21 protein-coding genes are annotated in these 24,047 nt (G+C 61.7%); 17 read left to right on the forward strand and 4 right to left on the reverse strand.

From position 1 onward, the window contains the following. Window positions 1-3: 3 nt before the first annotated feature. Together BM408_RS06425 and BM408_RS06430 are read left to right on the forward strand one after the other, a co-directional pair. Window positions 4-771 carry a fumarylacetoacetate hydrolase family protein gene (locus BM408_RS06425; protein WP_092128073.1) on the forward strand — a complete coding sequence of 256 codons (768 nt, stop codon included), beginning with the start codon at window positions 4-6 and terminating at the stop codon, window positions 769-771. A gap of 22 nt (window positions 772-793) precedes the next feature. Beyond that, entirely contained in the window at window positions 794-1,804 is a 1,011-nt protein-coding gene (locus tag BM408_RS06430; RefSeq protein WP_092128075.1) for a 2-dehydropantoate 2-reductase, read from the forward strand. Between the two features lie 137 nt (window positions 1,805-1,941). Here BM408_RS06430 and BM408_RS06435 read toward each other — a convergent pair whose 3' ends face one another. Then, window positions 1,942-2,826 carry a hypothetical protein gene (locus BM408_RS06435; protein WP_092128077.1) on the reverse strand — a complete coding sequence of 295 codons (885 nt, stop codon included), beginning with the start codon at window positions 2,824-2,826 and terminating at the stop codon, window positions 1,942-1,944. 321 nt (window positions 2,827-3,147) lie between these two features. Between BM408_RS06435 and BM408_RS06440 the strand changes: the two genes are divergently transcribed. From BM408_RS06440 to BM408_RS06450, 3 genes are all read left to right on the forward strand, one after another. Then, window positions 3,148-4,170: a Bug family tripartite tricarboxylate transporter substrate binding protein gene (locus BM408_RS06440; RefSeq protein WP_092128080.1), complete on the forward strand. Its 1,023-nt coding sequence runs from the start codon at window positions 3,148-3,150 to the stop codon at window positions 4,168-4,170. 134 nt (window positions 4,171-4,304) lie between these two features. Continuing rightward, window positions 4,305-4,823, forward strand: a complete 519-nt coding sequence (locus tag BM408_RS06445; protein ID WP_092128083.1) for a tripartite tricarboxylate transporter TctB family protein — start codon at window positions 4,305-4,307, stop codon at window positions 4,821-4,823. Between the two features lie 38 nt (window positions 4,824-4,861). Beyond that, window positions 4,862-6,391 (forward strand): tripartite tricarboxylate transporter permease, encoded by a 1,530-nt coding sequence (locus BM408_RS06450; protein WP_092128086.1) that lies wholly within the window; start codon window positions 4,862-4,864, stop codon window positions 6,389-6,391. 134 nt (window positions 6,392-6,525) lie between these two features. On the opposite strand, the gene BM408_RS06455 is transcribed toward BM408_RS06450, so the two are convergent. Beyond that, window positions 6,526-7,134, reverse strand: coding sequence for a Crp/Fnr family transcriptional regulator (locus BM408_RS06455; protein ID WP_092128088.1), 609 nt, complete (start codon window positions 7,132-7,134; stop codon window positions 6,526-6,528). Between the two features lie 264 nt (window positions 7,135-7,398). Between BM408_RS06455 and oxc the strand changes: the two genes are divergently transcribed. The 6 genes from oxc (at window position 7,399) to fdhF (ending at window position 16,961) form a co-directional block, all read left to right on the forward strand. Then, a complete protein-coding gene (gene oxc, locus BM408_RS06460; protein WP_092128090.1) occupies window positions 7,399-9,117 on the forward strand; it encodes an oxalyl-CoA decarboxylase in 1,719 nt (572 codons plus the stop codon). A 26-nt stretch (window positions 9,118-9,143) separates the two neighbouring features. After that, the gene (gene frc, locus BM408_RS06465) at window positions 9,144-10,415 is read left to right on the forward strand and encodes a formyl-CoA transferase (protein ID WP_092128092.1); all 1,272 of its coding nucleotides are present in this window, start codon (window positions 9,144-9,146) and stop codon (window positions 10,413-10,415) included. Window positions 10,416-10,520: 105 nt separating this feature from the next. Beyond that, window positions 10,521-10,967, forward strand: a complete 447-nt coding sequence (locus tag BM408_RS06470) for a PAS domain-containing protein (RefSeq protein ID WP_092128094.1) — start codon at window positions 10,521-10,523, stop codon at window positions 10,965-10,967. Window positions 10,968-11,093: 126 nt separating this feature from the next. After that, a complete protein-coding gene (gene frc, locus BM408_RS06475) occupies window positions 11,094-12,341 on the forward strand; it encodes a formyl-CoA transferase (RefSeq protein WP_092128096.1) in 1,248 nt (415 codons plus the stop codon). Between the two features lie 53 nt (window positions 12,342-12,394). Next, complete coding sequence (locus tag BM408_RS06480) at window positions 12,395-14,092, forward strand: NAD(P)H-dependent oxidoreductase subunit E (RefSeq protein WP_092128098.1); 1,698 nt, start codon at window positions 12,395-12,397, stop codon at window positions 14,090-14,092. A gap of 31 nt (window positions 14,093-14,123) precedes the next feature. Next, the gene (gene fdhF, locus BM408_RS06485; RefSeq protein ID WP_092128100.1) at window positions 14,124-16,961 is read left to right on the forward strand and encodes a formate dehydrogenase subunit alpha; all 2,838 of its coding nucleotides are present in this window, start codon (window positions 14,124-14,126) and stop codon (window positions 16,959-16,961) included. Window positions 16,962-16,991: 30 nt separating this feature from the next. Here the strand turns inward: fdhF and rraA are convergent, their stop codons facing one another. After that, the gene (gene rraA, locus BM408_RS06490; protein ID WP_092128102.1) at window positions 16,992-17,513 is read right to left on the reverse strand and encodes a ribonuclease E activity regulator RraA; all 522 of its coding nucleotides are present in this window, start codon (window positions 17,511-17,513) and stop codon (window positions 16,992-16,994) included. Then, a complete protein-coding gene (locus tag BM408_RS06495; RefSeq protein WP_092128104.1) occupies window positions 17,510-18,001 on the reverse strand; it encodes an Lrp/AsnC family transcriptional regulator in 492 nt (163 codons plus the stop codon). Before BM408_RS06495 ends, rraA begins: the two co-directional genes overlap by 4 nt. 92 nt (window positions 18,002-18,093) lie before the next feature. Between BM408_RS06495 and yedA the strand changes: the two genes are divergently transcribed. The 6 genes from yedA to BM408_RS06525 all read left to right on the forward strand — a co-directional run bounded on the left by yedA (window position 18,094) and on the right by BM408_RS06525 (window position 23,966). After that, a complete protein-coding gene (yedA, locus tag BM408_RS06500) occupies window positions 18,094-19,017 on the forward strand; it encodes a drug/metabolite exporter YedA (RefSeq protein ID WP_092128106.1) in 924 nt (307 codons plus the stop codon). Between the two features lie 110 nt (window positions 19,018-19,127). Continuing rightward, on the forward strand, window positions 19,128-19,586 hold the full coding sequence (locus BM408_RS06505; protein WP_092128108.1) for an SWIB/MDM2 domain-containing protein: 459 nt from the start codon (window positions 19,128-19,130) through the stop codon (window positions 19,584-19,586). A 421-nt stretch (window positions 19,587-20,007) separates the two neighbouring features. Further along, the gene (locus BM408_RS06510) at window positions 20,008-21,018 is read left to right on the forward strand and encodes an ABC transporter permease subunit (RefSeq protein ID WP_092128110.1); all 1,011 of its coding nucleotides are present in this window, start codon (window positions 20,008-20,010) and stop codon (window positions 21,016-21,018) included. Beyond that, the gene (locus tag BM408_RS06515) at window positions 21,015-21,929 is read left to right on the forward strand and encodes an ABC transporter permease subunit (protein ID WP_092128112.1); all 915 of its coding nucleotides are present in this window, start codon (window positions 21,015-21,017) and stop codon (window positions 21,927-21,929) included. Before BM408_RS06510 ends, BM408_RS06515 begins: the two co-directional genes overlap by 4 nt. Window positions 21,930-21,939: 10 nt before the next feature. Further along, window positions 21,940-22,956, forward strand: a complete 1,017-nt coding sequence (locus BM408_RS06520; RefSeq protein ID WP_092128114.1) for an ABC transporter ATP-binding protein — start codon at window positions 21,940-21,942, stop codon at window positions 22,954-22,956. Beyond that, complete coding sequence (locus BM408_RS06525) at window positions 22,953-23,966, forward strand: peptide ABC transporter ATP-binding protein (protein WP_092128116.1); 1,014 nt, start codon at window positions 22,953-22,955, stop codon at window positions 23,964-23,966. Before BM408_RS06520 ends, BM408_RS06525 begins: the two co-directional genes overlap by 4 nt. Window positions 23,967-24,047 lie beyond the last annotated feature (81 nt).

Below are 24,047 nucleotides of genomic sequence, written 5' to 3' on the forward strand. Positions count from 1 at the left end.
GGAATGTCTAAACGTTGGCTGCGCTTCAAGGAAGGTACCTCGACCGGCTTTGGAATTCTGGAGGGCGAGAACATCAGGGTTTGCCAGGGCGACATGTTCTCGGGCGCGGTGCCTACGGACCGGATGGTGCCGCTGGCCGGTGTCGAACTATTGATGCCAGTGCGGCCCAGCAAGGTCATCGCGATGTGGAACAACTTCCACGCCCTGGGCCAGAAGCTCAACCTGGCCGTGCCGGCCGAGCCGCTCTATCTGATCAAAGCGCCAAACTCTTACCTGGATCCAAACGGAATCATCGTCAAACCGCCCTGCAACGGCAAAGTGGTTTTTGAAGGTGAACTGGGCATCGTCATCGGCAAAACCTGCAAGCAGGTTTCCGAGCAGCACGCCATGGACCACGTGTTCGGCTACACCTGCGCCAACGATGTGACGGTTGCCGACATCCTGAACCGCGATGCCTCGTTTGCCCAGTGGGTGCGCGCCAAAGGGCTGGACACCTTCTGCCCTTTCGGCCCCGTCGTGGCTACGGGTCTTGATCCTGAAAAGCTGGTGGTGAAAACCATCCTCAACGGTGAAATTCGCCAGGACTACCCCGTCAGCGACATGCGCTTTTCAGTCAGGCAGCTGGTGAGCCTGATCTCCCAGGATATGACGCTTTATGCTGGCGATATCATTCTGTGCGGCACGTCCATCGGCGTGGGATCCATGAAACCGGGAAGCACGGTCGAGGTGGAGATTGCCGGCATCGGCAAGCTCAGCAACCGGTTCGAATAATGTTTTTGCCAGGAGTACGGGTGTGAAGATTGCGATCATTGGAGCCGGGGCCATCGGCGGTTATGTGGGCGTGAAATTGGCTTTGGCCGGCGAGGACGTCACTTTCATCGTACGGGGCGCCAACCTGGAGGCCATCCGCAAAAAAGGCATGAAGCTCATCATGCACGACGGCACCGAACATGTTGCAGAGAATGTCAAGGCGACCAACAACTACGCTGAAGCCGGCCCGCAGGATCTGATCATCCTGGCCATGAAGGCGCACCAGGTAGAGGCCGTGGCCAACGACCTTCCAAAGCTGTTCGGGCCTGACACCGCCGTGGTGACCATGCAAAACGGCATCCCCTACTGGTACTTCCATAAACATGGCGGCCCGCTTGAAGGCAGCCAGGTCCACAGCGTGGACCCGAGCGGCTTGCAGCTGAAAATGATTCCGCCAGAGCGCGTCATCGGCTGTGTCGTCTACCCCGCCTCTGAACTCGTGGCGCCCGGTGTCGTGAAACACATTGAAGGCGACCGCTTTCCCGTGGGCGAGCTCGACGGCTCAACGAGCGAACGCGTCACGCGAATTTCGGAGTGTTTTTCCAAGGCCGGGTTCAAGGCCCCGGTGCTGGACAACATCCGTTCGGAAATCTGGCTCAAGCTCTGGGGGAACCTCACCTTCAACCCGATCAGCAGCCTGGCGCACTCCACGCTGGTGGACATCTGCCAGTTTCCGCTGACACGCGACCTGGCCGCCAACATGATGCGCGAAGCGCAAGAGGTCGCTCACAAACTGGGCATCGAGTTTCGCGTCACGCTGGACAAGCGCATCGCCGGCGCCGAGAAAGTCGGCAAGCACAAGACGTCCATGCTGCAGGACATTGAAGCCGGCCGGGCTCCGGAAATCGATGCGCTCGTGGGCTCGGTGGTGGAGCTGGGGCGTCTGACACAAACCCCCACGCCGCATATCGACACGGTGTATGCCCTCGTCAAGCTGCTCGCGAAAACCATGGGCGAGGAACGCGGACAGGTGCGGCTTCAGCTCGCCGCCTGATGCTTCCTTGATGGCCGGGCTTTGAGCCCGGCATCAATCGGCCTGCGCAGGCCAAAAAAACCTCAAGAATTTGCTGCGGCGCACAACAATCTCTCCTGTTGGCGCGGCCTGCGGCAAGCCCCAAAAAAACTACCGCCTCAAGGCCCAAAGGCCAGCGATTTCTTCATCGCCTCAACCACCGCGTCCGAAGGGGTTTCGAAATCAAACTTGGCTCCCAGATCCAGCGCCTTTAACAGGAGTGGATTTGCGTTCTTGAGGGAGTCAAACAGGCTAGCCGCTTTTTTCATCACGTCCGCCGGGGCGCTGGGGTGGACATACAGCCCGTAACCCCAACTCGCATTACTGGTCGGCACGATCACCAGTTGCGCCATGTGGATGCGTTCATCGGTGCCGTGGTGGCTCTTCATGGTTGCAGCCTGCGCACTCTGGAGCCGGGTAATCAGGCCTGCCCACCGGTCCGCCTGCCAATGAAAAGCTGCTTTGGTCGGCAAATAGCTTTGCCCCAGACCCTGCTGAGGCAATATTTCAACCACCGTGCCACAAAAATTCTCGGCTTTCACGAGTGATGTCGTCACGCCGCTTTTCATGCCGAAACAACTGGTTGTCTTGAGTTTGGCAAGCACTTTGGCCTGCTCTGCGGCGGGGAGTGTCTTCAATTCGACCGGTTTGCCGTCTTTGACGGTGCCGATGTCAGCCAGAATTAGTACAGCCGACTGGATCGGGTCCATGTTGACCGCCACCGGCCGGTAGCCCGAGGCAAGACCGACCACCGGGTTGCCATAGACCCAGCATGGTGGCGCGGGCTTTTTGACAGCCGTCAAAACATCCTGCGTCTCCCGGATGTTGATCACCGGTGTGACCGACAGCCCCGTGGGGCGGATAAAGTCAACGAGTTCCTTCAGGGCACTTTCGGTTTGTGATGCGCCCTCACCCCGGATGACTTGCGGATTAAGGTAAAGCCCGCCTTCGCACTGCTGCGCCTGGGCGGTCAAACCGCAGAAAAACAATGCAACCAGCAACAATGAGTTTTTCATGGTTATTACCTTTCAAAACATTTGTATGTCCCAGTCATCGCCATGGAACGAAGCGCCCGCCCTGCTGAAATTCATGGTATCGGCGATATGACACTTTCCTCCTAGGGACATACGCTATCCAGGCTCGCCGCACACGGGTGAAACGGCTCCGGAGAAACCCTAGAGCGGCTCGAAAATCCCGCAAACTTGACCCCTGTCAAGAGTTTTTGGCCCACTTGGTAAGACCATACGTCTGCAATATGCTCGGCTAGGGAATCAGTAAAGAAGTTCCGGCCAACAACAGAGTTACCAAACACAGGAGACAACGTGATGAAAACGAAACTTTCGAGCATCAGAAGTAAATTGGCGGCGGCAACCGCCGGCGTCATCGCGGCAACAGCGCTGGCAGCCATGCCCGCGCATGCGGCATGGGAGCCCACCAAGCCGGTGGAGTTCGTGGTGCCCGCAGGCACCGGCGGCGGCGCCGACCAGATGGCCCGCCTGATCCAGGGCATCATCGTCAAGCACAAGCTGATGAAAGAGTCGCTGATCGTTGTCAACAAGTCGGGCGGCGCCGGCGCTGAGGGCTTCCTGGAAGTCAAGGGCGCCAAGGGCGATCCGCACAAGATCATCATCACGCTGTCCAACCTGTTCACCACGCCCCTGGCGACAGGTGTTCCCTTCAACTGGCGCGACATGACGCCCGTGTCCATGATGGCACTCGATCAGTTTGTGCTGTGGGTCAATGCGGAGAACCCCGCCAAGAACGCCAAGGACTTCCTGGCAGCCGTCAAGGCTTCGGGCCCAAGCAAGGCGAAGATGGGCGGCACCGGCTCCAAGCAGGAAGACCAGATCCTCACCGTGGGCATCGAAAAGGCCACCGGCACCAAGTTCATCTACGTGCCCTTCAAAGGCGGCGGAGATGTGGCGGTGCAACTGGTCGGCAAGCACGTCGATTCCAGCGTGAACAATCCGATCGAAGCCGTGGCGCAATGGCGCGCCGGCCAGCTGCGCGCCCTGTGCGTGTTTGACGAAAAGCGCATGCCTTACAAAACCAAAGTCACCGACACCATGTCCTGGGGCGACATCCCGACCTGCAAGGAAGCCGGTGTGCCGACCGACTACGTGATGCTCCGCGGCATCTTCGCCGCCCCCGGCATCAGCAAGGACCAGCTCGATTACTACGTGGGTCTGCTCAAAAAGGTGCGGGAAACCCCGGACTGGAAAGAGTACATGGAAAAAGGCGCCTTCAACCAGACCGCCATGTCCGGTGACGACTTCACCAAATGGCTCGGTAGCGCCGAACAGATGCACCGTGAGCTGATGAAGGAAGCTGGCTTCATCGCGAAGTAAGCAGACTGAACACCGCAGTCCCCGTCTGCACGGGGACTGCCGCAAAACCGGACCGGCCAGGTAACGCGCCGGGCCGGCGATCGAGAGTCCACTGCCCCATTGGACGGGGCAAGTCACAACACAGGAGTTTCTCCATGGAAAAAGAACAAGCCGACGCTGGCCATCGCAGCGGTGTTCCCACCTACATTGTCGAAGCCGTCGTCGCCGCCCTGGTGGTGCTGATGGGCATCGTCATCATCGTCGGCGCACGTGATCTCGGCTCAGGCTGGACAAGCGACGGCCCCGGCTCCGGCTACTTTCCCTTCTACATCGGCGTCATCCTGTGCATCGCAGGCGCCGGCATCATGTACCAGGGGCTGCTGGGCAAAGGCCGCAACACCGAAATATTCGTAGACAGTGAGCAACTCAAGCGCGTGCTGCAGGTGCTGATACCCGCGGCCGTCTATGTGGGCGCAGTGCAGTTCCTTGGTTTGTACGTTGCCTCGGCAATCTACATCGCGCTGTTCATGGTGGTGCTGGGCAAGTATTCATGGATCAAGAGCGTGATCGCGGCTGTTGCCGTCAACGTCCTCTTTTTCATGATGTTCGAAGTCTGGTTCAAGGTGCCGCTCTTCAAAGGCTCCCTCGACCCACTCGGATTCCTGGGCTACTAAGCGCCCGTAACGATATACAAACTGAATAAAAGACTGCCATGGATGAAATAAGCGCGCTTTTTCACGGCTTCAGCGTCATCATGACGCCAATGAACATCCTCCTGATGTTCGTCGGCATCATTCTTGGCGTGCTGATCGGTGTGCTGCCCGGCCTGGGCGGCGCCAACGGGGTGGCTATCTTGCTGCCTCTGACCTTCAGCATGTCGCCTACCTCTGCCATCGTGATGCTCTCGTGCATCTACTGGGGCGCCCTGTTCGGCGGCGCCATCACCTCGGTGCTGTTCAACATTCCGGGTGAGCCCTGGTCGGTGGCCACCACCTTCGACGGTTACCCCATGGCCCAACAGGGCCACGCGGGTGCAGCGTTGACGGCGGCGTTCACGTCCTCTTTCATCGGCGCCTTCGTAGCGGTGCTGATGATCACCTTCCTGGCGCCTATGGTGGCCAAGTTTGCGTTGAAATTCGGCCCGCCTGAATTCTTCGCGGTGTACCTGCTGACCTTCTGCAGCTTCGTGGGCATGGGCAAGGGCTCGCCGTTCAAGATCCTCGCTTCGATGGCTATCGGCTTCGGCCTGGCCGCCGTGGGCATGGACACGGTGACCGGCCAGTTGCGCCTGACCTTCGGCTTCCCCGACCTGATGCGCGGCTTCGACTTCCTGATCGGCGTGATCGGGCTGTTCGGTATCGGCGAGATCCTGATCTCCATGGAAGAAGGCCTGGCCTTCTCCGGCAAAAGCGCCAAGATCGACCCCAAGGTGGTGCTCGAAACCTGGAAGAAGCTGCCGAAATACTGGATGACCTCGATTCGCAGCTCGCTGGTCGGTATCTGGATGGGCATCACGCCCGGCGGAGCCACCCCGGCCTCGTTCATGAGCTATGGCCTGGCCAAGAAGATGTCCAAGAACGGCGCCAACTTCGGCAAAGGCGATATCGAAGGCGTGATTGCCCCCGAAACCGCAGCGCACGCCGCCGGCACCAGCGCCCTGCTGCCCATGCTGGCGCTCGGCATCCCTGGTTCGCCTACCGCTGCCGTGTTGCTGGGTGGCCTGCTGATCTGGGGCCTGCAGCCCGGCCCTCTGCTCTTCGTCGAGCAGAAGGACTTCGTCTGGGGCCTGATCGCCTCGATGTACCTGGGTAACCTGGTCGGCCTGATCGTGGTGCTGACCACGGTACCGCTGTTCGCCTCTATCCTGCGCATCCCCTTCTCCATCATCGCCCCGGTGATTGTGGTGATTTGCGCGATCGGCGCCTACACGGTGCACAACGCCATGCTGGACATCTGGTTCATGCTGCTGTTCGGCGTGATCGGCTACCTGTTCAAGAAGCTGGACTACCCGCTCGCGCCGCTGGTACTGGCACTGGTGCTGGGCGACAAAGCCGAGGACTCGTTCCGCCAGGCCATGCTGGTATCGCAGGGCGAGGTCTCCATCATGTGGTCCAACACACTGGTAGGCGGCATCACGACCCTGGCGCTGATCCTGCTGTTCTGGCCACTGATTTCCCGCCTCCTGGCCAAGATTCGCCCACCCAAGAAGCAGGAGTTTGCGGCGGAGCAGCCGGTGGACTGATCCTGCGGGAAACCACAAAAAAGCCGGGTCATTGCCCGGCTTTTTTTATTTCCTCTTTTCCTCTTTTCCTCTTTTCCTCTTTTCCTCTTTTCCTCTTTTCCTCTTTCTCCGCTTTCCCCTCTTGCCTGGCTCCGTCAGATCTTGCCGCGCTGCTTGAGCCGGCTCAGGGTTTCTGCTGAGAGATTCAGGTAAGACGCCAGTTCCTTCTTCGGAATGCGGTCGAACAGCTCAGGGTGTTTGCGCTGAAAGCGCTTGACGCGCCCGGGGGCGTCCAGCAAATGCAGTGTGATGGTATGGGCCATGATTTCGCTCATCAGGCGCATCACGTAGTACTCGAACGACTGCTTGATTTCATGATGCCGTTCGAGAAAAGCCACCCATTCGGGCAAAGGCAGCTTGGCCACCCTGACCTTGGTGACGCAGACTGTGCTGTAAGGCGTGGGCGTGCCCAGGCGCCAGGCCGCATAGCTGGTCTCCATGTCCCGCTCGTCGGCAAAGCGAAGAATCATCTCCTTGGCCTGCTCGTTGGTCACCACCCGCTTGAGGATGCCCTCAAGGATGAAATACTGCTCCATTTCGTGCACACCCTGCTCCAGCAGGGAGTCGCCTTTCTGGCCGTCAACGATGACCAGGTGCGACTCCAGTTCCGAGCTCTGTTCCGCCGTCATGCCCTTCAGAACAATGTTCTGCGCCAACTGGACGCGGATGACGTTTCTCTCGGGATGATTGGGTATTGACGACATGAGGCGATAAGGAGTGTGCAGGACGCAAATTCGCCTGGTTTTCGGGGTGAAGAATCCATCGAAAATTGACCGTGGTCAATGGCGGAACCTGAATCGATTCCTATGATACCTCGACGGTGCAAATGACCCCGCCTGAGCATAAAAAGTGAAGCGATGTAGCCCGCCAAAAAGACACTGACTTGCGTCAACGCATTTTTGGGTCCGGACACAAAGCCAGCTGCTTTGCTCAACCTTTATCGAAGTCACACGAAGAGACATTTCATTATGACCAACGCCACCCCCTCGACAGAGCAGATCGACGGTTTTCACCTCGTCATCGATGCCCTCAAGCTCAACGGCATTGACACGATCTTCGCCCTGCCCGGCATTCCCATCACCGACCTGACGCGCAAGGCGCAGGCCGAGGGGATCCGCATGATTTCCTTCCGCCACGAGCAGCATGCCGGCAACGCCGCCGCTGCCGCCGGCTTTCTGACGCAAAAGCCGGGTATCTGCCTGACGGTGTCCGCTCCGGGCTTCCTCAACGGACTCACCGCCCTGGCCAACGCGACGACCAACTGCTTCCCGATGATCCTCATCAGTGGCTCCAGCGAACGCGAGATTGTCGACCTGCAGCAGGGCGACTACGAAGAAATGGACCAGCTGGCAATTGCCAAGCCATTGTGCAAAGCAGCATTTCGCGTGCTCCACGCTGAAGACATCGGCGTTGGCATCGCGCGCGCCATCCGTTCGGCGCTGTCCGGCCGCCCCGGCGGTGTTTACCTCGACCTGCCGGCCAAGCTGTTCAGCCAGTCGATGGACGCCGCAGCCGGCAAGAAGTCGCTCATCAAGGTTGTCGACCCCGCACCGCGCCAGATTCCCGCACCCGACGCCGTCAAGCGCGCGCTGGACCTGCTCAAGGGCGCCAAACGCCCGCTGATCGTGTTGGGCAAGGGCGCCGCCTACGCCCAGTGCGACGCCGATATCCGCGCCCTGATCGAAAAAACCGGCATTCCTTACCTGCCGATGTCCATGGCCAAGGGCCTGCTGCCTGACACGCACCCACAGTCGGCCTCGGCCACCCGCTCCCACGTGCTGGCAGAAGCCGACGTGGTGGTGCTGGTCGGTGCGCGCCTCAATTGGCTGCTGTCGCACGGCAAGGGCAAGACCTGGGGCGGCGCGAATGCCGACACCCGCCAGTTCATCCAGATCGACATCTCGCCGACCGAAATGGACAGCAACGTACCCATCGCCGCACCACTGGTCGGCGACATCGGCTCCTGCGTCTCGGCACTGCTGGAAGGCCTGGGCTCCAAATGGGCCAAGCCACCTGCTGACTGGACCCAGGGCATCACCGAGCGCAAGGACAAGAACCTGGCCAAGATGGCCGCTACGCTGGCGCTGAACCCGCCGACGATGAACTTCCACAGCGCGCTGAACGTCATCCGCAATGCGGTCAAGGCCCGCCCAGACGCCATCGTGGTGAACGAAGGCGCCAACACCCTGGACTTCGCACGCAGCATTGTCGACATGTACGAGCCACGCAAACGCCTGGACGTCGGCACCTGGGGCATCATGGGTATCGGCATGGGCTTTGCCGTCGCGGCCGCCGTTACCACGGGTAAACCCGTAATCGCCATCGAAGGCGACAGCGCCTTCGGCTTCAGCGGCATGGAAGTAGAGACCATCTGCCGCTATAACCTTCCAGTTTGTGTCATCGTCTTCAACAACAACGGTATTTACAAGGGCACTGATGTGAACCCGCTGGGCGGCGACGTAGCCCCCACCGTTTTTGTCAAGAATGCACGTTACGAGATGATGATGCAGGCGTTCGGCGGCGTGGGCGTTCTGGCCAACACACCGGACGAGCTGGCCAAGGCGCTGGACGAAGCCGTCAAGTCCGGCAAACCAACCCTGATCAACGCCATCATTGACGAAACTGCAGGCACCGAGAGCGGCCGGATCACAAGTCTGAACCCGCAAAGCGCCGCAGCAAAGAAGTAATCCAAAGCATCCTAAGGAGAAATCAAATGAGCAACAAACCACTCGCCGGCATCAAGATCATCGACTTCACCCACGTTCAGGCGGGCCCCGCCTGTACCCAGATGCTGGCCTGGTTCGGCGCAGACGTGATCAAGGTCGAGCGTCCTGGCTCCGGCGACGTCACCCGAAGCCAGCTGCGCGACATCGAAGGTGCTGACGCGCTGTACTTCACCATGCTCAACAGCAACAAGCGCGGCCTGACGCTGGACACCAAAAAGCCCGAAGGCAAGGAAGTGCTGGAAAGGCTGATCAAGGAATCCGACGTGATGGTCGAGAACTTTGGCCCCGGCGCGCTGGACCGTATGGGCTTTACCTGGGAACGCATTCAGGAACTGAACCCAAAAATGATTCTGGCGTCCGTCAAGGGTTTTTCTGACGGCCACCACTACGAAGACCTGAAGGTTTATGAAAACGTGGCCCAGTGCGCAGGCGGCGCGGCGTCCACCACCGGCTACTGGAAGGGCGAGAACTCCGGCCCCACCATTTCAGCCGCCGCTTTGGGCGACAGCAATACCGGCATGCACCTGGCCATCGGCATCTTGACGGCCTATATCGGCCGCCAGCAGACCGGCAAGGGTCAAAAAGTGGCCGTGTCCATGCAGGACAGCGTGCTCAACCTGTGTCGCGTCAAAATGCGCGACCAATTGCGCCTGGACAAGCTGGGCTACCTGGAAGAGTACCCACAATACCCGCATGAAATGGAAGCCTTCAAAGACGGCGTGGTGCCACGTGGCGCCAATGCCGGCGGCGGCGGCCAACCCGGCTGGATTTTGAAGTGCAAGGGCTGGGAAACCGACCCCAACGCATACATCTATTTCACCGTCCAGGGTCACGCCTGGGAGCCGATCTGCGATGCGCTGGGCAAGCCCGAGTGGAAAACCGACCCGGCCTACACCACGGCCAAAGCACGCCAGCCGCACATCATGGACATCTTCGCCACGATCGAGGCATTCATCGCCGACAAGACCAAGTTTGAAGCCGTGGACGTCTTCCGCAAGTTTGATATTCCCTGCGCACCCGTGTTGTCGATGAAGGAATTGCTGCACGACGAATCCCTGCGCGCCAGCGGCTCCATCGTTGAAGTGCCGCACAAAGTGCGCGGCAGCTACTTCACCGTGGGTAGCCCGATCAAGTTCTCCGACACCAAGCCCGAAGTCACGGCATCGCCCCTGCTCGGCGAGCACACGGATGAGGTTCTGGCTGAACTGGGTTACACCAAGGAGCAAATTGCGGCCATACACACTGCCAAAGCGGTGTAAGCGCAGCAGCTACCGGTCTTGACGGCCCGCACAAACGGCGTTCAGATTGAGCGCCGTTTTTTTTAAAGCCTCAGCCAGCTTATTGCCAGCACCAGGAGTGGACCTATGCAAACAACAACCGACCTGAAACAGCTCGTCGAGGCCGTTGGCGACGCCATTGTGGCGTCTGACGCCGGCGGCGCGATCGTTTTGTGGAACCCGGCGGCCCAGCGCATGTTCGGCTTCACGGAAGAAGAGGCATTGGGCAAGTCGCTGGACATCATCATTCCGCAGCGCCAGCAGCAGCGCCACTGGGACGGTTACCACAAGACCATGGAGACCGGAAAAACCCGCTACGGCAACGACGTGCTGCGGGTGCCGGCGGTCCATAAAGACGGGCGTAGCCTGTCGATTGCCTTTACCGTGGCCCTGTTACATACCCCGGATAACAAGGTGTCAGCCATCGTCGCGGTGATCCGCGATGAAACCGCCCGCTTTGCCGAGGAGCGAAACCTGAAAAAACGCCTGACGGAACTTGAGATGCAGCTTGTCCCTCAGGGCAACACACCCTAACCCAAACCGTACAGGCACACCACTGGAGCAGTGATTACCATAGGGGTTGAACCCGGCACAAGAGGCCCGGCCATGGCTCAAACCATGTGAAAACAACCACTTTTTAACTTCCCAGCAGGAACTTTCATGAGCAAAGCGTTAGACGGCGTCCGCATTCTTGATTTCACCCATGTCCAGTCGGGGCCGACGTGCACCCAGCTGCTGGCCTGGTTCGGCGCCGACGTCATCAAGGTCGAGCGCGCAGGCGAAGGCGACGCGACGCGCGGGCAGCTGCGCGACATTCCCGGCGTGGACAGCCTGTACTTCACCATGCTCAACCACAACAAGCGCTCGATCACGCTGGACACCAAGAAGCAAAAGGGCAAGGAAGTCCTGGACACGCTGATCAAGGAATGCGATGTGCTGGTCGAAAATTTTGCCCCCGGCGCGCTGGACCGCATGGGCATCACCTGGGACCACATCCAGAAGCTCAATCCCCGGATGATCGTCGCCTCGGTCAAGGGCTTTGGCCCCGGCCCTTACGAGGATTGCAAGGTTTACGAGAACGTGGCCCAGTGCGCCGGCGGCTCGGCCTCCACCTCCGGCTTTGACGACGGCCCTCCCATGGTCACCGGCGCGCAGATCGGCGACAGCGGAACCGGCCTGCACCTTGCCCTGGGCATCGTCGCGGCCCTCTACCAGCGCAACACCACGGGGCGCGGCCAGAAGGTGCTGGCGCCCATGCAGGATGCCGTGCTGAACCTGTGCCGCGTCAAGCTGCGCGACCAGCAGCGCCTGGAGCGCACCGGCACCATGCACGAATACCCGCAGTACCCCGACGGCAAGTTCGGCGAAGCCGTACCGCGCGCCGGCAACGCATCCGGCGGCGGCCAGCCCGGCTCCATCCTGAAATGCAAGGGCTGGGAGACCGACCCCAACGCCTACATCTACTTCATCACCCAGGGCGCCGTATGGCCGGCCGTGTGCAAGGTGATCGGCGAAGAAGGCTGGATTGACGACGAAGCCTTTGCCACGCCGGCCGCCCGCCTGCTGCACTTGAAGCCGATCTTCGCGCGCATCGAGAAATGGACCATGACCAAGACCAAGTTCGAGGCCATGGAAATCCTGAACAAGTACGACATTCCCTGCGGCCCCATCCTGTCGATGAAAGAGATTGCGGAAGAGCCCGCACTCCGCGAGACGGGCACCATTGTTGAAGTCGACCACCCCACCCGCGGCAAATACCTGACCGTGGGCAATCCGATCAAGATGTCCGACAGCGCCACCGAAGTCACGCGCTCCCCCTTGCTGGGCGAGCACACCGACGAAGTGTTGACGCAATTGGGCTACGGCGCCGATTACATCGCCGAATTACGCGCCGAGCGCGTCATCTAGGCCGGGCAGCCCCACGCCACCAACGCCAGCCACACAGCGAGCCAACAAGCTTCATGAACCATCCCATCATTCCTATCGCCGTCATCGACGCCTCCAAGCAGCGAAAACGCCAGGCTCCAAAGGGCCGCCGCGTTGACCCGCAGGCGCTCGCCGAGGTGCAGCGTCTGCTGGGCTCCGAGTCGCGCCGGCCGGACCTGCTGATTGAGCACCTGCACAAAATCCAGGACCAGTTCGGCCATCTGTCCGCAGCTCACCTTGCGGCGCTGGCCCAGGAAATGCGGATGGCCCAGACCGAGGTGTATGAGGTGGCGACCTTCTATCACCATTTCGACGTGGTCAAGGAAGGCGAAACAGCTCCGCCGGCACTCACCGTGCGGGTTTGCGACGGTCTTTCCTGCGAGATGGCAGGCGCCAAAGACCTGCTGGCCAAACTCCCCGCTCTGCTCGGCCGCGAAGTCCGCGTTATTGCCGCACCTTGCGTAGGCCGCTGCGAACAGGCGCCGGTCGCCGTCGTGGGACAAAACCCGGTACCCAACGCAAGCTGCGAAAGCATCTCCCAGACCGTCGCGGCGGACGCCAGACAACACGAGCCTGACGGCTTTATCGACCTGCCCACCTACCAGGCCGCCGGCGGCTATGCCTTGCTCAAGCAGTGCGTCTCGGGCGAACGCGATGTCGAGGCTGTCCTCAAGACCATGGAAGACTCCGGCCTGCGCGGTCTGGGCGGAGCGGGCTTTCCCTCCGGCCGCAAGTGGCGCATCGTGCGTGCCGAAAAAGGCCCGCGCTTGATGGCCGTGAACATTGACGAGGGCGAACCCGGCACCTTCAAGGACCGCGTCTACCTGGAGCGCGACCCGCACCGCTTCCTTGAAGGCATGCTGATTGCCGCCTGGGCCGTCGGCATCGAGAAGATCTACGTTTACCTGCGGGACGAATACCACGGCTGCCGCAACATGCTGGAAGCCGAGCTGGCCAGGTTGCGGCTGGACCCGCTGATGGCCGGCATGCCCGAAATCGAGCTGCGCCGCGGCGCAGGCGCCTATATCTGCGGCGAAGAATCCGCCATGATCGAATCCATCGAAGGCAAACGCGGCATGCCCCGCCTGCGCCCGCCCTATGTGGCGCAGGTCGGCCTGTTTGGCCGGCCGACGCTGGAGCACAACTTCGAGACGCTGTACTGGATCCGGGAAATCCTGGAAAAAGGCGGTGAGTGGTTCGCCTCGCACGGCCGCAATGGCCGCAAAGGCCTGCGCTCCTTCTCGGTCTCAGGGAGGGTCAAGGAGCCCGGCGTCAAGCTGGCGCCGGCCGGCATCACCATCCAGGAGCTGATCGACGAGTACTGCGGCGGCATGCTGGAAGGCCAGAAGTTTTACGCCTACCTGCCCGGTGGCGCGTCAGGGGGCATTCTGCCGGCCACGATGAACACCATTCCGCTGGATTTCGACACGCTGCAGCCCTATGGTTGTTTTATCGGTTCGGCCGCCGTCATCATCCTTTCCGACAAGGACACAGCGACCGACGCGGCACGCAACATGATGAGTTTCTTTCACCATGAGTCCTGCGGCCAGTGCACGCCCTGCCGTGTCGGCACGGCCAAGGCCGCGCATCTGATGGAGCAGCCCAAGTGGGATCTCGCCCTGCTGGCAGACCTGTCGCTGGTGATGCGAGATGCATCGATCTGTGGCCTGGGCCAGGCAGCGCCCAACCCCATGGACTGCGTAGTGAAGTATTTCCCCCACGAGCTGGCTTGAGCACCGCGGCAACAAGACAAGAGGCACCACGATGAATGCAATTACCCGCCAGGAACTCGCCGAACTCGACGCACCGCTCGTGAGCTTCAGCCTCAACGGCCGTGAAGTCCAGGGCCGCGCCACTGAATCCCTGTTGCAAGTGGCCAAGCGCGAGGGCGTGGAGATTCCACACCTGTGCTTCAAGGAAGGCATGGAAGCCGTCGGCAACTGCCGCTCCTGCATGGTCGAGATCAACGGTGAGCGCGTGCTCGCCCCCTCCTGCTGCAGGGCGCCTGCCGCCGGCATGAAAGTCGTCACCGACAGCGAGCGCGCCGTGGCCTCGCAAAAAATGGTGCTTGAGCTGCTGCTGTCGGACATGCCCGAAAAGGAATACACCCGCAACAACGAGGTGGACCAGTGGGCCGCCAAGATCGGCGTCGGCAAGCCCCGCTTTGAAGCACGCCAGCAAGTGCGCCAGGATGTGTCGCACCCCGCCATTGCGGTGAACCTGGACGCCTGCATCCAGTGCACACGCTGCCTGCGCGCCTGCCGCGACGAACAGGTCAACGACGTGATCGGCCTGGCTTTCCGCGGCGACCAGGCCAAGATTGTTTTCGACATGGACGACCCCATGGGCGTGTCCACCTGCGTGGCCTGCGGCGAATGCGTCCAGGCCTGCCCCACCGGCGCGCTGATGCCGGCCCGCGAGGCCGCACTCACCGTGCCGGACAAGCAGGTCGAGTCGGTCTGCCCGTATTGCGGCGTCGGTTGCCAGCTGACCTACAACGTCAAGGACGACAAGATTCTTTTTGTGGAGGGCCGCGACGGCCCAGCCAACCACGAGCGCCTGTGCGTCAAGGGCCGCTACGGCTTTGACTACGCTCACCACCCGCAGCGCCTGACCAAGCCACTGATCCGCCGTGAAGGCATGCCCAAGACGGGCGACTTCAGCATGGACCCGGACCGCGTGATGGAAGTCTTCCGCGAAGCCAGCTGGGAAGAAGCGCTGGAATTCGCCGGCGGCAAACTCGCCGAGATCCGGGACAAACACGGCAAAAAATCCCTGGCCGGTTTCGGCTCTGCCAAGGGCAGCAACGAAGAAGCCTACCTGTTCCAGAAGCTGGTGCGCACCGGTTTTGGCAGCAACAACGTCGACCACTGCACACGCCTGTGCCACGCGTCCTCCGTCGTCGCCCTGCTTGAGGGCATCGGCTCCGGCGCGGTGTCCAACCCGGTGATGGACGTGACCAAGGCTGATGTGGTGGTCATCATCGGCGCCAACCCGACGGTGAACCACCCCGTGGCCGCCACCTGGATCAAGAACGCCGTGAAAAACGGCACCAAGCTGATCGTGATGGATCCGCGCCGCTCCGACCTCACCCGCGTGGCGCACCGCCACCTGCAGTTCAAGCCCGACACCGACGTGCCCATGCTCAACGCGATGATGAATGTCATCGTGAACGAAGGGCTGGTGGACCAGGCCTTCATCGACAGCCGGACCATCGGTTACGAAGAGCTGCGCAAGAACGTTGAAGGCTACACGCCCGAGTTGATGGCGCCCATCTGCGGTATCGACGCCGACACGCTGCGCTACGTGGCCCGCCTGTTCGCCACCTCCAAGGGCTCGATGATTCTGTGGGGCATGGGCGTTTCGCAGCACGTGCACGGCACCGACAACGCGCGCTGCCTGATCGCCCTTTCGCTGATGACCGGCCAGATTGGCCGTCCCGGCACCGGCCTGCACCCTCTGCGCGGCCAGAACAACGTGCAGGGCGCGTCCGACGCGGGCCTGATCCCCATGATGCTGCCGGACTACCAACACGTCTCCAAACCCGAGGTCCGCGCCAGCTTCGAGAAGGCCTGGAAGGTAGCGCCCGGCTCCCTGGACGACCAGGTCGGCCTGACGGTGGTCGAAGTGATGCACGCCATCAAGAAGGGCGGCATCAAGGGGATGTACGTGCAGGGCGAGAATCCGGCCATGTCCGACCCCGATGCCAACCATGCGCGTGAAGCCCTGGCGGCGCTGGAACACCTGGTGGTGCAGGACATCTTCCTGACCGAAACCGCCTACCTGGCCGACGTGATTTTGCCGGCCAGCGCCTTCCCTGAAAAAGACGGCAGCTTTACCAACACCGACCGCCTGGTGCAGATGGGCCGCAAGGCCATCAACCCGCCCGGCGATGCGCGCCAGGACCTCTGGATCATTACGCAGATCGCCAACCGCATGGGTTGCGGCTGGCATTACAACCATGTCAGCGAAGTCTTCGACGAGATGCGCCACACCATGCCCAGCATTGGCGGCATCACCTGGGAGCGGCTTGACCGCGAGCATTCAGTCACCTATCCCTGCATGAAGGAAGGCGATCCCGGCCAGTCGGTGGTGTTCGTGGAAGACTTCCCCCGTGAAGGCGGCCGCGCGAAGTTCGTGCCGGCCGACATCATCCCGGCCAACGAGCGGCCGGACACGGAATACCCCATGGTGCTGATCACCGGCCGGCAGCTGGAGCACTGGCACACCGGCAGCATGACGCGGCGCGCAACCGTGCTGGACGCGATCGAGCCCGATCCGGTCGCCCTGGTGCATCCGCTGGATCTTGCCGCCATGGGTGGCAAACCGGGCGATGTGGTGACCATCGAGTCACGCCGCGGCAAGGTGGAGCTGTATGCACGCGCCGACGAAAGCTCGCCACGGGGCGCGGTTTTTGTGCCTTTCTGTTACTACGAGGCCGCCATCAACAAGCTGACCAACGCGGCGCTGGACCCCTTCGCGAAGATTCCGGAGTTCAAGTACTGCGCCATCCGGGTGTCGCTGGGCGGCGTGCCGCCGGTGCAAGACAGCTACGGCGGCGGACAGGCGCTGAAGAACTCCATCGCCCTCGCGGGGTTCTGATCAGCCGCCAGGATTCGCCGGGCGGCCCGGCTAGCCCTGGTGCGGCGCCGGCATCACCACGATGCCGTCTTCGTCCGCGTACAGCCATTCGCCCGGCCGCACCCAGACGCCCTGAATCTGCACATTAAGGTCACGCTGGCCCTCCTGACGCCTTTCCGTGGGCAGCGGCATGGTCGCCAGGGCACGGATGCCGGTCTGGCATAGCGCCAGCTCGGCCACATCACGCACGCAGCCGTCGATGACCACGCCTGCCCAGCCGTTTTTGGCGGCAGCCAGCCCCAGGTTGCCGCCCAGCAGGGCCCGGCGCAGCGACGCTCCACCATCCACCACCAGCACGCGTGCTTCACCCGGTGACTCCACCGCGGCCTTGACCAGCGAGTTGTCTTCAAAGCATTTGACCGTCACGATGGGACCGCTGAATTTCTGGATGCCGCCATAACTCCTGAACACGGGCGGCAGCACCCTGAAATTGCCCGAGGTATCGCCCTTATAAATGTCGCAAAGGTCGCAGGTGGGGAAGAAGGCTGAGGTGGAAGGCGTGGCTGGGCTCATTTTCCGGTGACTTTCTTGATGACGGGTTTGATGTCTTCGCGCCGGGCCGGCAGGACGACCGCATTTTCGCGAGGAGCGTTGAGCACGATGGACGTCGAGGTCTCGGTGAGGATACAGAATTTGGTCACCACCGCATCCAGATGCGCCACGTCGATCACCGCGATTTCCAGCACCCAGCTGTCTTCGCCGGTCACGTTGTAGGCATTGATCACCTCGGGCGTCTGCTCGATCAGCTTGACCACCCTGGCGTACTCAACCCGCCCTACCCGGGCGATGGCGCGTATGCCGTAGCCCAGGCGGCCCAGGTCGACCTCGGCCCGGTAGCCCTTGATCACGCCGCCCAGTTCAAGCTTGCGCACACGCTCCGTCACCGCAGGCTGGCTCAAGTGAACGCGGCGGCCCAGCTCGGCCATGGTGATGCGCGCATCGCGCTGCAGCTCGCCGAGGATGCGGCTGTCGTAATGGTCCCATTCGGTGGTTTCGGTCATATCGCCTTTCAAGCTTTAAATTTAAAGGCCGGCTGCTGTTTTGCCGTTAGTTTTGCATAGTCGCAAGGCCTTTGGCAACCTACCATGCAGGGATGACTTCCGCACTCCTTTCCCCTTCTTCCACCGGCAAAGCGCCTGCGCTTTTGATCCCCGCCCTGCTCGCCTGCTACCTGGTGTGGGGCTCCACTTACCTGGCGATCCGCTTTGCCCTGATCAGCTTTCCGCCCTTCTTCCAGATGGGCACGCGCTTTCTGGCGGCGGGCATCCTGCTCATGGCCTGGGTGCTGGCGCGCGGGCACAAGTTGCCCAGCCGGCGCGAATGGGCCAATGCCGCCATCATCGGCACCCTGATGCTGGGCGGCGGCATGGGGCTGACGGCTTCGGCCGAAGTCCACATCGGCTCCGGCCTGATCGCCACCTTCATCGCGGTCGTGCCGATGATGGTGTCGGCCTGGGGCCTGCTGCTGGGCCAGCGGCCCAGCAGGCTGGAATTCCTGGGCATGGCAGTGGGGCTGGCAGGCGTGCTGATGCTGGTGCAAGGCGCCAGCTTTAGCGCCGCCCCCATCGGCATGGCGTGCATCGCAGGGGCGACCCTGCTGTGGTCGCTGGGCTCGGTGCTGTCCACCACCCGGCTGCCGCTGGCCAATGGCCCCGCGGGTTTTGCCAGCGAAATGTTGTGTGGTGGCGCGGTGTTGATGGTGATTTCTCTCGCATTGGGTGAGCACCATCAGGCCGCCGCGAACTGGCCCGCACAGCCCGAAGCAGTGCTCGCCTGGCTCTATCTCGTAGTGTTCGGCTCGCTGATTGCCTTCAGCGCCTACCTGTATTTGCTGGCCAATGCATCGCCCGCAGTCGCCACCAGCTACGCCTTCGTGAACCCCTTGATCGCGATTTTCCTGGGCGCTTTTTTCGCCGGAGAGCACGTCACCGGGGGCGAATGGGCCGCCTGCGGCGTGATTCTCATGGGCGTTTTCCTGATTTTCAGAGGTAAATCTGCAACATCCAGGCGCAAATAAAGTGCGTTTTCACTAGGAAACTGCGTTTTTCTCCAGTAGCATCCGCATTGCCACAAGGAAGAGTAGTTATCCATGTGGTGATTTATCAACTTCTAGAAGGAAAATCAATCATGGCAACTGCAAAAAAAGCACCGGCTAAAAAAGCGCCTGCAAAAAAGGCTGCTCCGGCAAAGAAAGTAGCTGCGAAGAAAGCAGCTCCTGCAAAGAAGGCTCCTGCCAAGAAGGCAGCTCCTGCAAAGAAGGTAGCCGCGAAGAAGGCAGCTCCCGCCAAGAAAGTTGCGGCCAAAAAGCCAGCAGCGAAAAAAGCGCCTGCCAAAAAGCGCACTCCCAATGCAGCGTTCATGAAGGCACTGACCTTGAGCCCCGCACTGGCAGCCGTGGTGGGCGACAAGCCTCTGCCACGTACCGAGATTGTCAGCAAGCTGTGGGTTTACATCAAAGCCAAGGGCCTGCAAGACAAGATCAACAAGCGCATGATCAACGCCGACGAAAAACTGCGTGCCGTTTTCGGCAAGGCGCAAGTGTCGATGTTCGAGATGGCTGGCCTGATCGGCAAGCACGTCAAGTAATCGGCTTTTGCCGATTTCAAAAAGGCCGGTTCCACCGGCCTTTTTTTATGCCCGCATGCGGCGCCGCCGCATTGCACAGACCACCCTCTGGCACGCTTCCTGCGTTGCTCCGCCGGTCTTCATTCCACCTTTCATTAGCTCCGCAAGCGTTACTAAAGGCATCCTGATGCCATAGGGTTACTCGGTAGCCCGCCCATGGCGGCAGCGCCGAAAAATGACGGTAATGTTGCTAAGATAAAAAATTCCCCGCGGCACTGCCCGGGCCAGACTGACCAGAACAAGATCCCATGTTGATGCCACTGTATTTGAAGACCGGGGCGGCGGAAATTTCCGCGCGCCCTGCGTGTCGCTTTCGCGACGGAAATTCCCTAGCCAGCGCTAAGCCCTGCTTTAGCATCCCGCGTTTTAGTACCCCGCGATAATGCTGCGCTTTATTTTTACCCGACTGAGCCTGATCATTCCCACCTTTCTGGGAATGACACTGCTGGCTTTCTTCCTGATCCGGATGGTGCCGGGCGACCCCATTGAAACCATGGCCGGCGAACGCGGCATCGATCCGGTGCGCCACGCCCAACTGCTCAAGGAGTACGGCCTGGACCAACCCGTTATGGTGCAGTACGGCATCTACATCGTCCGCGTGCTCAAGGGCGATCTGGGCAAGTCTCTGATCACACAAGAGCCCGTGCTGCGCGAGTTCCTCACGCTGTTCCCCGCCACCATCGAGCTGGCCGTTTGCGCCATTTTGTTCGCGTTGCTGATCGGCATACCGGCGGGCATCCTGGCGGCGGTCAAACGAAACTCCATACTCGACCACGGCGTCATGGGGGTGTCCCTCACCGGGTACTCCATGCCGATTTTCTGGTGGGGCCTGCTGCTGATCCTGCTGTTCTCGGTCGAACTCGGCTGGACGCCGGTTTCCGGCCGGATGTCGGTGCAGTACTTCATCGAGCCCACCACAGGCTTTTTGCTGATCGACTCCCTGCTGTCGGACGACAAGGGCGCGTTCTGGTCGGCCGCCTCGCACCTGATATTGCCCATGATCGTGCTGGGCACCAACCCGCTGGCGGTGATCGCGCGCATGACGCGCTCGGCCATGCTGGAAGTGCTGGGCGAAGACTACATCCGCACCGCCCGCGCCAAGGGGCTTTCCAACCTGCGCGTGGTGGCCCTGCATGCACTGCGCAATGCGCTGATCCCGGTCATCACCGTGATCGGCCTGCAGGTCGGCGTGCTGTTCACAGGCGCCATCCTGACCGAAACCATCTTTTCCTGGCCGGGCGTCGGCAAGTGGCTGATCGAAGCCATCAGCCGCCGCGACTACCCGGTTCTGCAAGGCGGCATCCTGCTGCTGGGCGCCATTGTCATGGCCGTCAACCTGCTGGTGGACATCACCTACGGCATCATTAACCCACGCATCAGGCACCAGCGATGAGCACGGCTACCTTAAAAACCGCCCCCCAGAAACCGGGCACGCCTCCGGCGCCGCCGCACCCGCTGCGCGAGTTCTGGAACTACTTCAGCGCCAACAACGGCGCCGTGATCGGCCTTGTCATCGTGATCGGTGTGCTGCTGCTGGCGCTCTTTGCGCCCCTGCTGGCGCCGCATGCGCCCAACATCACCAACAACGCGGTGTTCCTCAAGCCGCCGGCCTGGCAGGCGGGCGGCTCCTGGACTTACCCGCTGGGCACCGACGCCATAGGCCGCGACATCCTCTCGCGCCTGATGTACGGCGCCCGCCTGTCGCTGGTCATCGGCCTGGCCGTGGTGGCGCTGTCGGTCATCGTCGGCACGGTGCTGGGCCTGCTGGCGGGCTTTTTCCGGGGCATCTTCGAGATCGCCGTGATGCGCCTGATGGACATCATCCTGACCCTGCCCAGCCTGCTGCTGGCCATCGTCATCGTCGCCATCCTTGGCCCCGGGCTGATGAATGCCATGCTGGCCGTCGCCATCGTCGTGCTGCCGCATTACGTGCGCATCACGCGCGCCGCCGTGATCGCCGAGACCTCGCGCGACTACGTGACCGCCGCCCGCATGAGCGGCGCCAGCCGCATCCGCCTGATGTTCAGCGAAATCCTGCCCAACTGCACGGCACCGCTGATCGTCCAGGCCTCACTGGGTGTGTCTACCGCCATCCTGGACGCTGCCGCCCTGGGCTTCCTGGGTCTGGGCGCCCAGCCGCCCTCACCCGAATGGGGCACCATGCTGGCCGATGCCCGCGAATTTGTCTTGCGCGCCTGGTGGGTTGTGACCTTTCCCGGCCTCGCAATTTTGATCACTGTGCTGGCCTTCAATTTGCTGGGTGACGGACTGCGTGACGCGTTCGACCCCAAGCTGAAGCGCTGAAAGATTTCGTATGGCTTTGTTAGAAATAGAAAACCTCTCCGTCGAGTTCCCCTCGCAAAACGGCGTCATGCATGCCGTTGACGGTATCAGCCTGTCGCTTGAAGAAGGCGAAGTCCTTGGCATCGTCGGCGAGTCCGGCTCCGGCAAAAGTGTCACCATGATGGCCCTGATGGGCCTGGTGGCCTACCCCGGCCGCGTCAAAGCCGACAAACTGCGGTTTGCCGGCCACGACCTGCTGGCCCTGTCGCCCGGCGAGCGCAGCAAGCTCACCGGCAAAGACGTGGCGATGATCTTCCAGGAACCCACGACCAGCCTGAACCCCTGCTTCACCGTCGGCTTCCAGATCACCGAAACCCTGCGCCTGCACCTGGGCATGGACAAAAAGGCCGCCACGCGCAAGGCCATCGAGCTGCTTGAGCAGGTCGGCATCAACTCGCCTGAAAGCCGCCTGAAGGCCTATCCACACCAGCTCTCCGGCGGCATGAACCAGCGCGTGATGATTGCCATGGCGATCGCCTGTAACCCGCGCCTGCTGATTGCGGACGAGCCCACGACAGCGCTTGACGTGACCATCCAGGCGCAAATCCTGGACCTGCTGCGCAGCCTGCAAAAGGAACGCGGCATGGCCCTGGTGCTGATCACGCACAACATGGGCGTGGTGTCTGAAATGGCGCAGCGCATCGCGGTGATGTATGCCGGCCAGATCATGGAAGAGCAAAGCGCGAGCGCCCTCTTCAACACGCCCCAGCACCCCTATACCGAAGCCCTGCTGTCGGCCCTGCCCGAGCGCAGCGACGGCAGCTCGCGCCTGGCGACCATCCCCGGCATGGTGCCCGGCCTCTACGACCGCCCCACCGGCTGCCTGTTCGCCCCGCGCTGCTCCTACGCCACCGAGCACTCCCGCAACGAGCGCCCCTTGCTGCGCGCCTGGAAGGACGGCATGGTGCGTTGCCACTACCCGCTGGGAGACCCCAGCCGCGAGGGCAACATCGAGCGTGACACCCCCCTGGTGGAGGCCGCGCAATGAGTACCGCCGCCATCACCACCCCGCGCACCTTGCCCACAGGCCCTGTCGTCGAGGCCAAAAACCTCAAGCAGGTCTATGAGATCCGCCGCGGCTTCATGCGCAAGTCCGACCACCTGCAAGCCGTCGGAGGCGTGTCCTTTTCGGTTCATGCAGGCAAGACGCTGGCCGTTGTCGGCGAATCAGGCTGCGGCAAATCGACCCTGGCCCGCATGGTGTCGCTGATCGAAACCCCGACCGGTGGCGAATTGACCATCACCGGCATCGATGCCGTGAACGGCGGCCAGGAAGAACGCAAGGGCCTGCGCAAGGCCGTTCAGCTGGTGTTCCAGAACCCCTACGGCTCGCTCAACCCGCGCAAGAAGATCGGCGCCATCCTGGAAGCCCCGCTGGAGATCAATACCACCCTCAATGCAGAGGAGCGCGCCGCCAAGGCACGCGCCATGCTGGCCATGGTGGGCCTGCGCCCAGAGCATTACGACCGCTACCCCCACATGTTCTCGGGCGGCCAACGCCAGCGCATCGCCATTGCACGCGCCCTGATGCTCAACCCCACGGTCGTGGTGGCCGACGAGCCGGTATCGGCGCTGGACGTCTCCATCCAGGCCCAGGTGCTCAACCTGCTGGCCGACCTGCAGCAGTCCATGGGCCTGGCCTACCTGTTCATCTCGCACGATCTGGGTGTGGTGCGCCACATCGCCCACGACGTGCTGGTGATGTACCTGGGCCATGCCGTCGAGCAGGGCGAAAAGAACGCCTTGTTTAACCGCCCCCTGCACCCCTACACGCAGGCCTTGCTGGGGTCCACGCCGGGTCTCGCCGGCACCGGCGTCAAACAGCGCATCGTGCTCAAGGGCGAACTGCCCTCGCCGCTCAACCCGCCCACCGGCTGCGTGTTTTCCACCCGCTGCCCGCATGTCACCGACCGCTGCCGCGCCGAAAGGCCGCAGCTGCGGGAAGTTGCAGACCGGCAGGTTGCGTGCCACTATGCTGAAAACTTTCTCACTGCGTGACCTGAAACCATGCATTTCCGCACCGGTTTCAGGCCACGTTTTTTAATGACCAGGGCGCACAACGTCACAAATGTTGTGCAA

The sequence above is a fragment of the Polaromonas sp. YR568 genome, assembly GCF_900116715.1.
GTDB lineage: Bacteria > Pseudomonadota > Gammaproteobacteria > Burkholderiales > Burkholderiaceae_C > Polaromonas.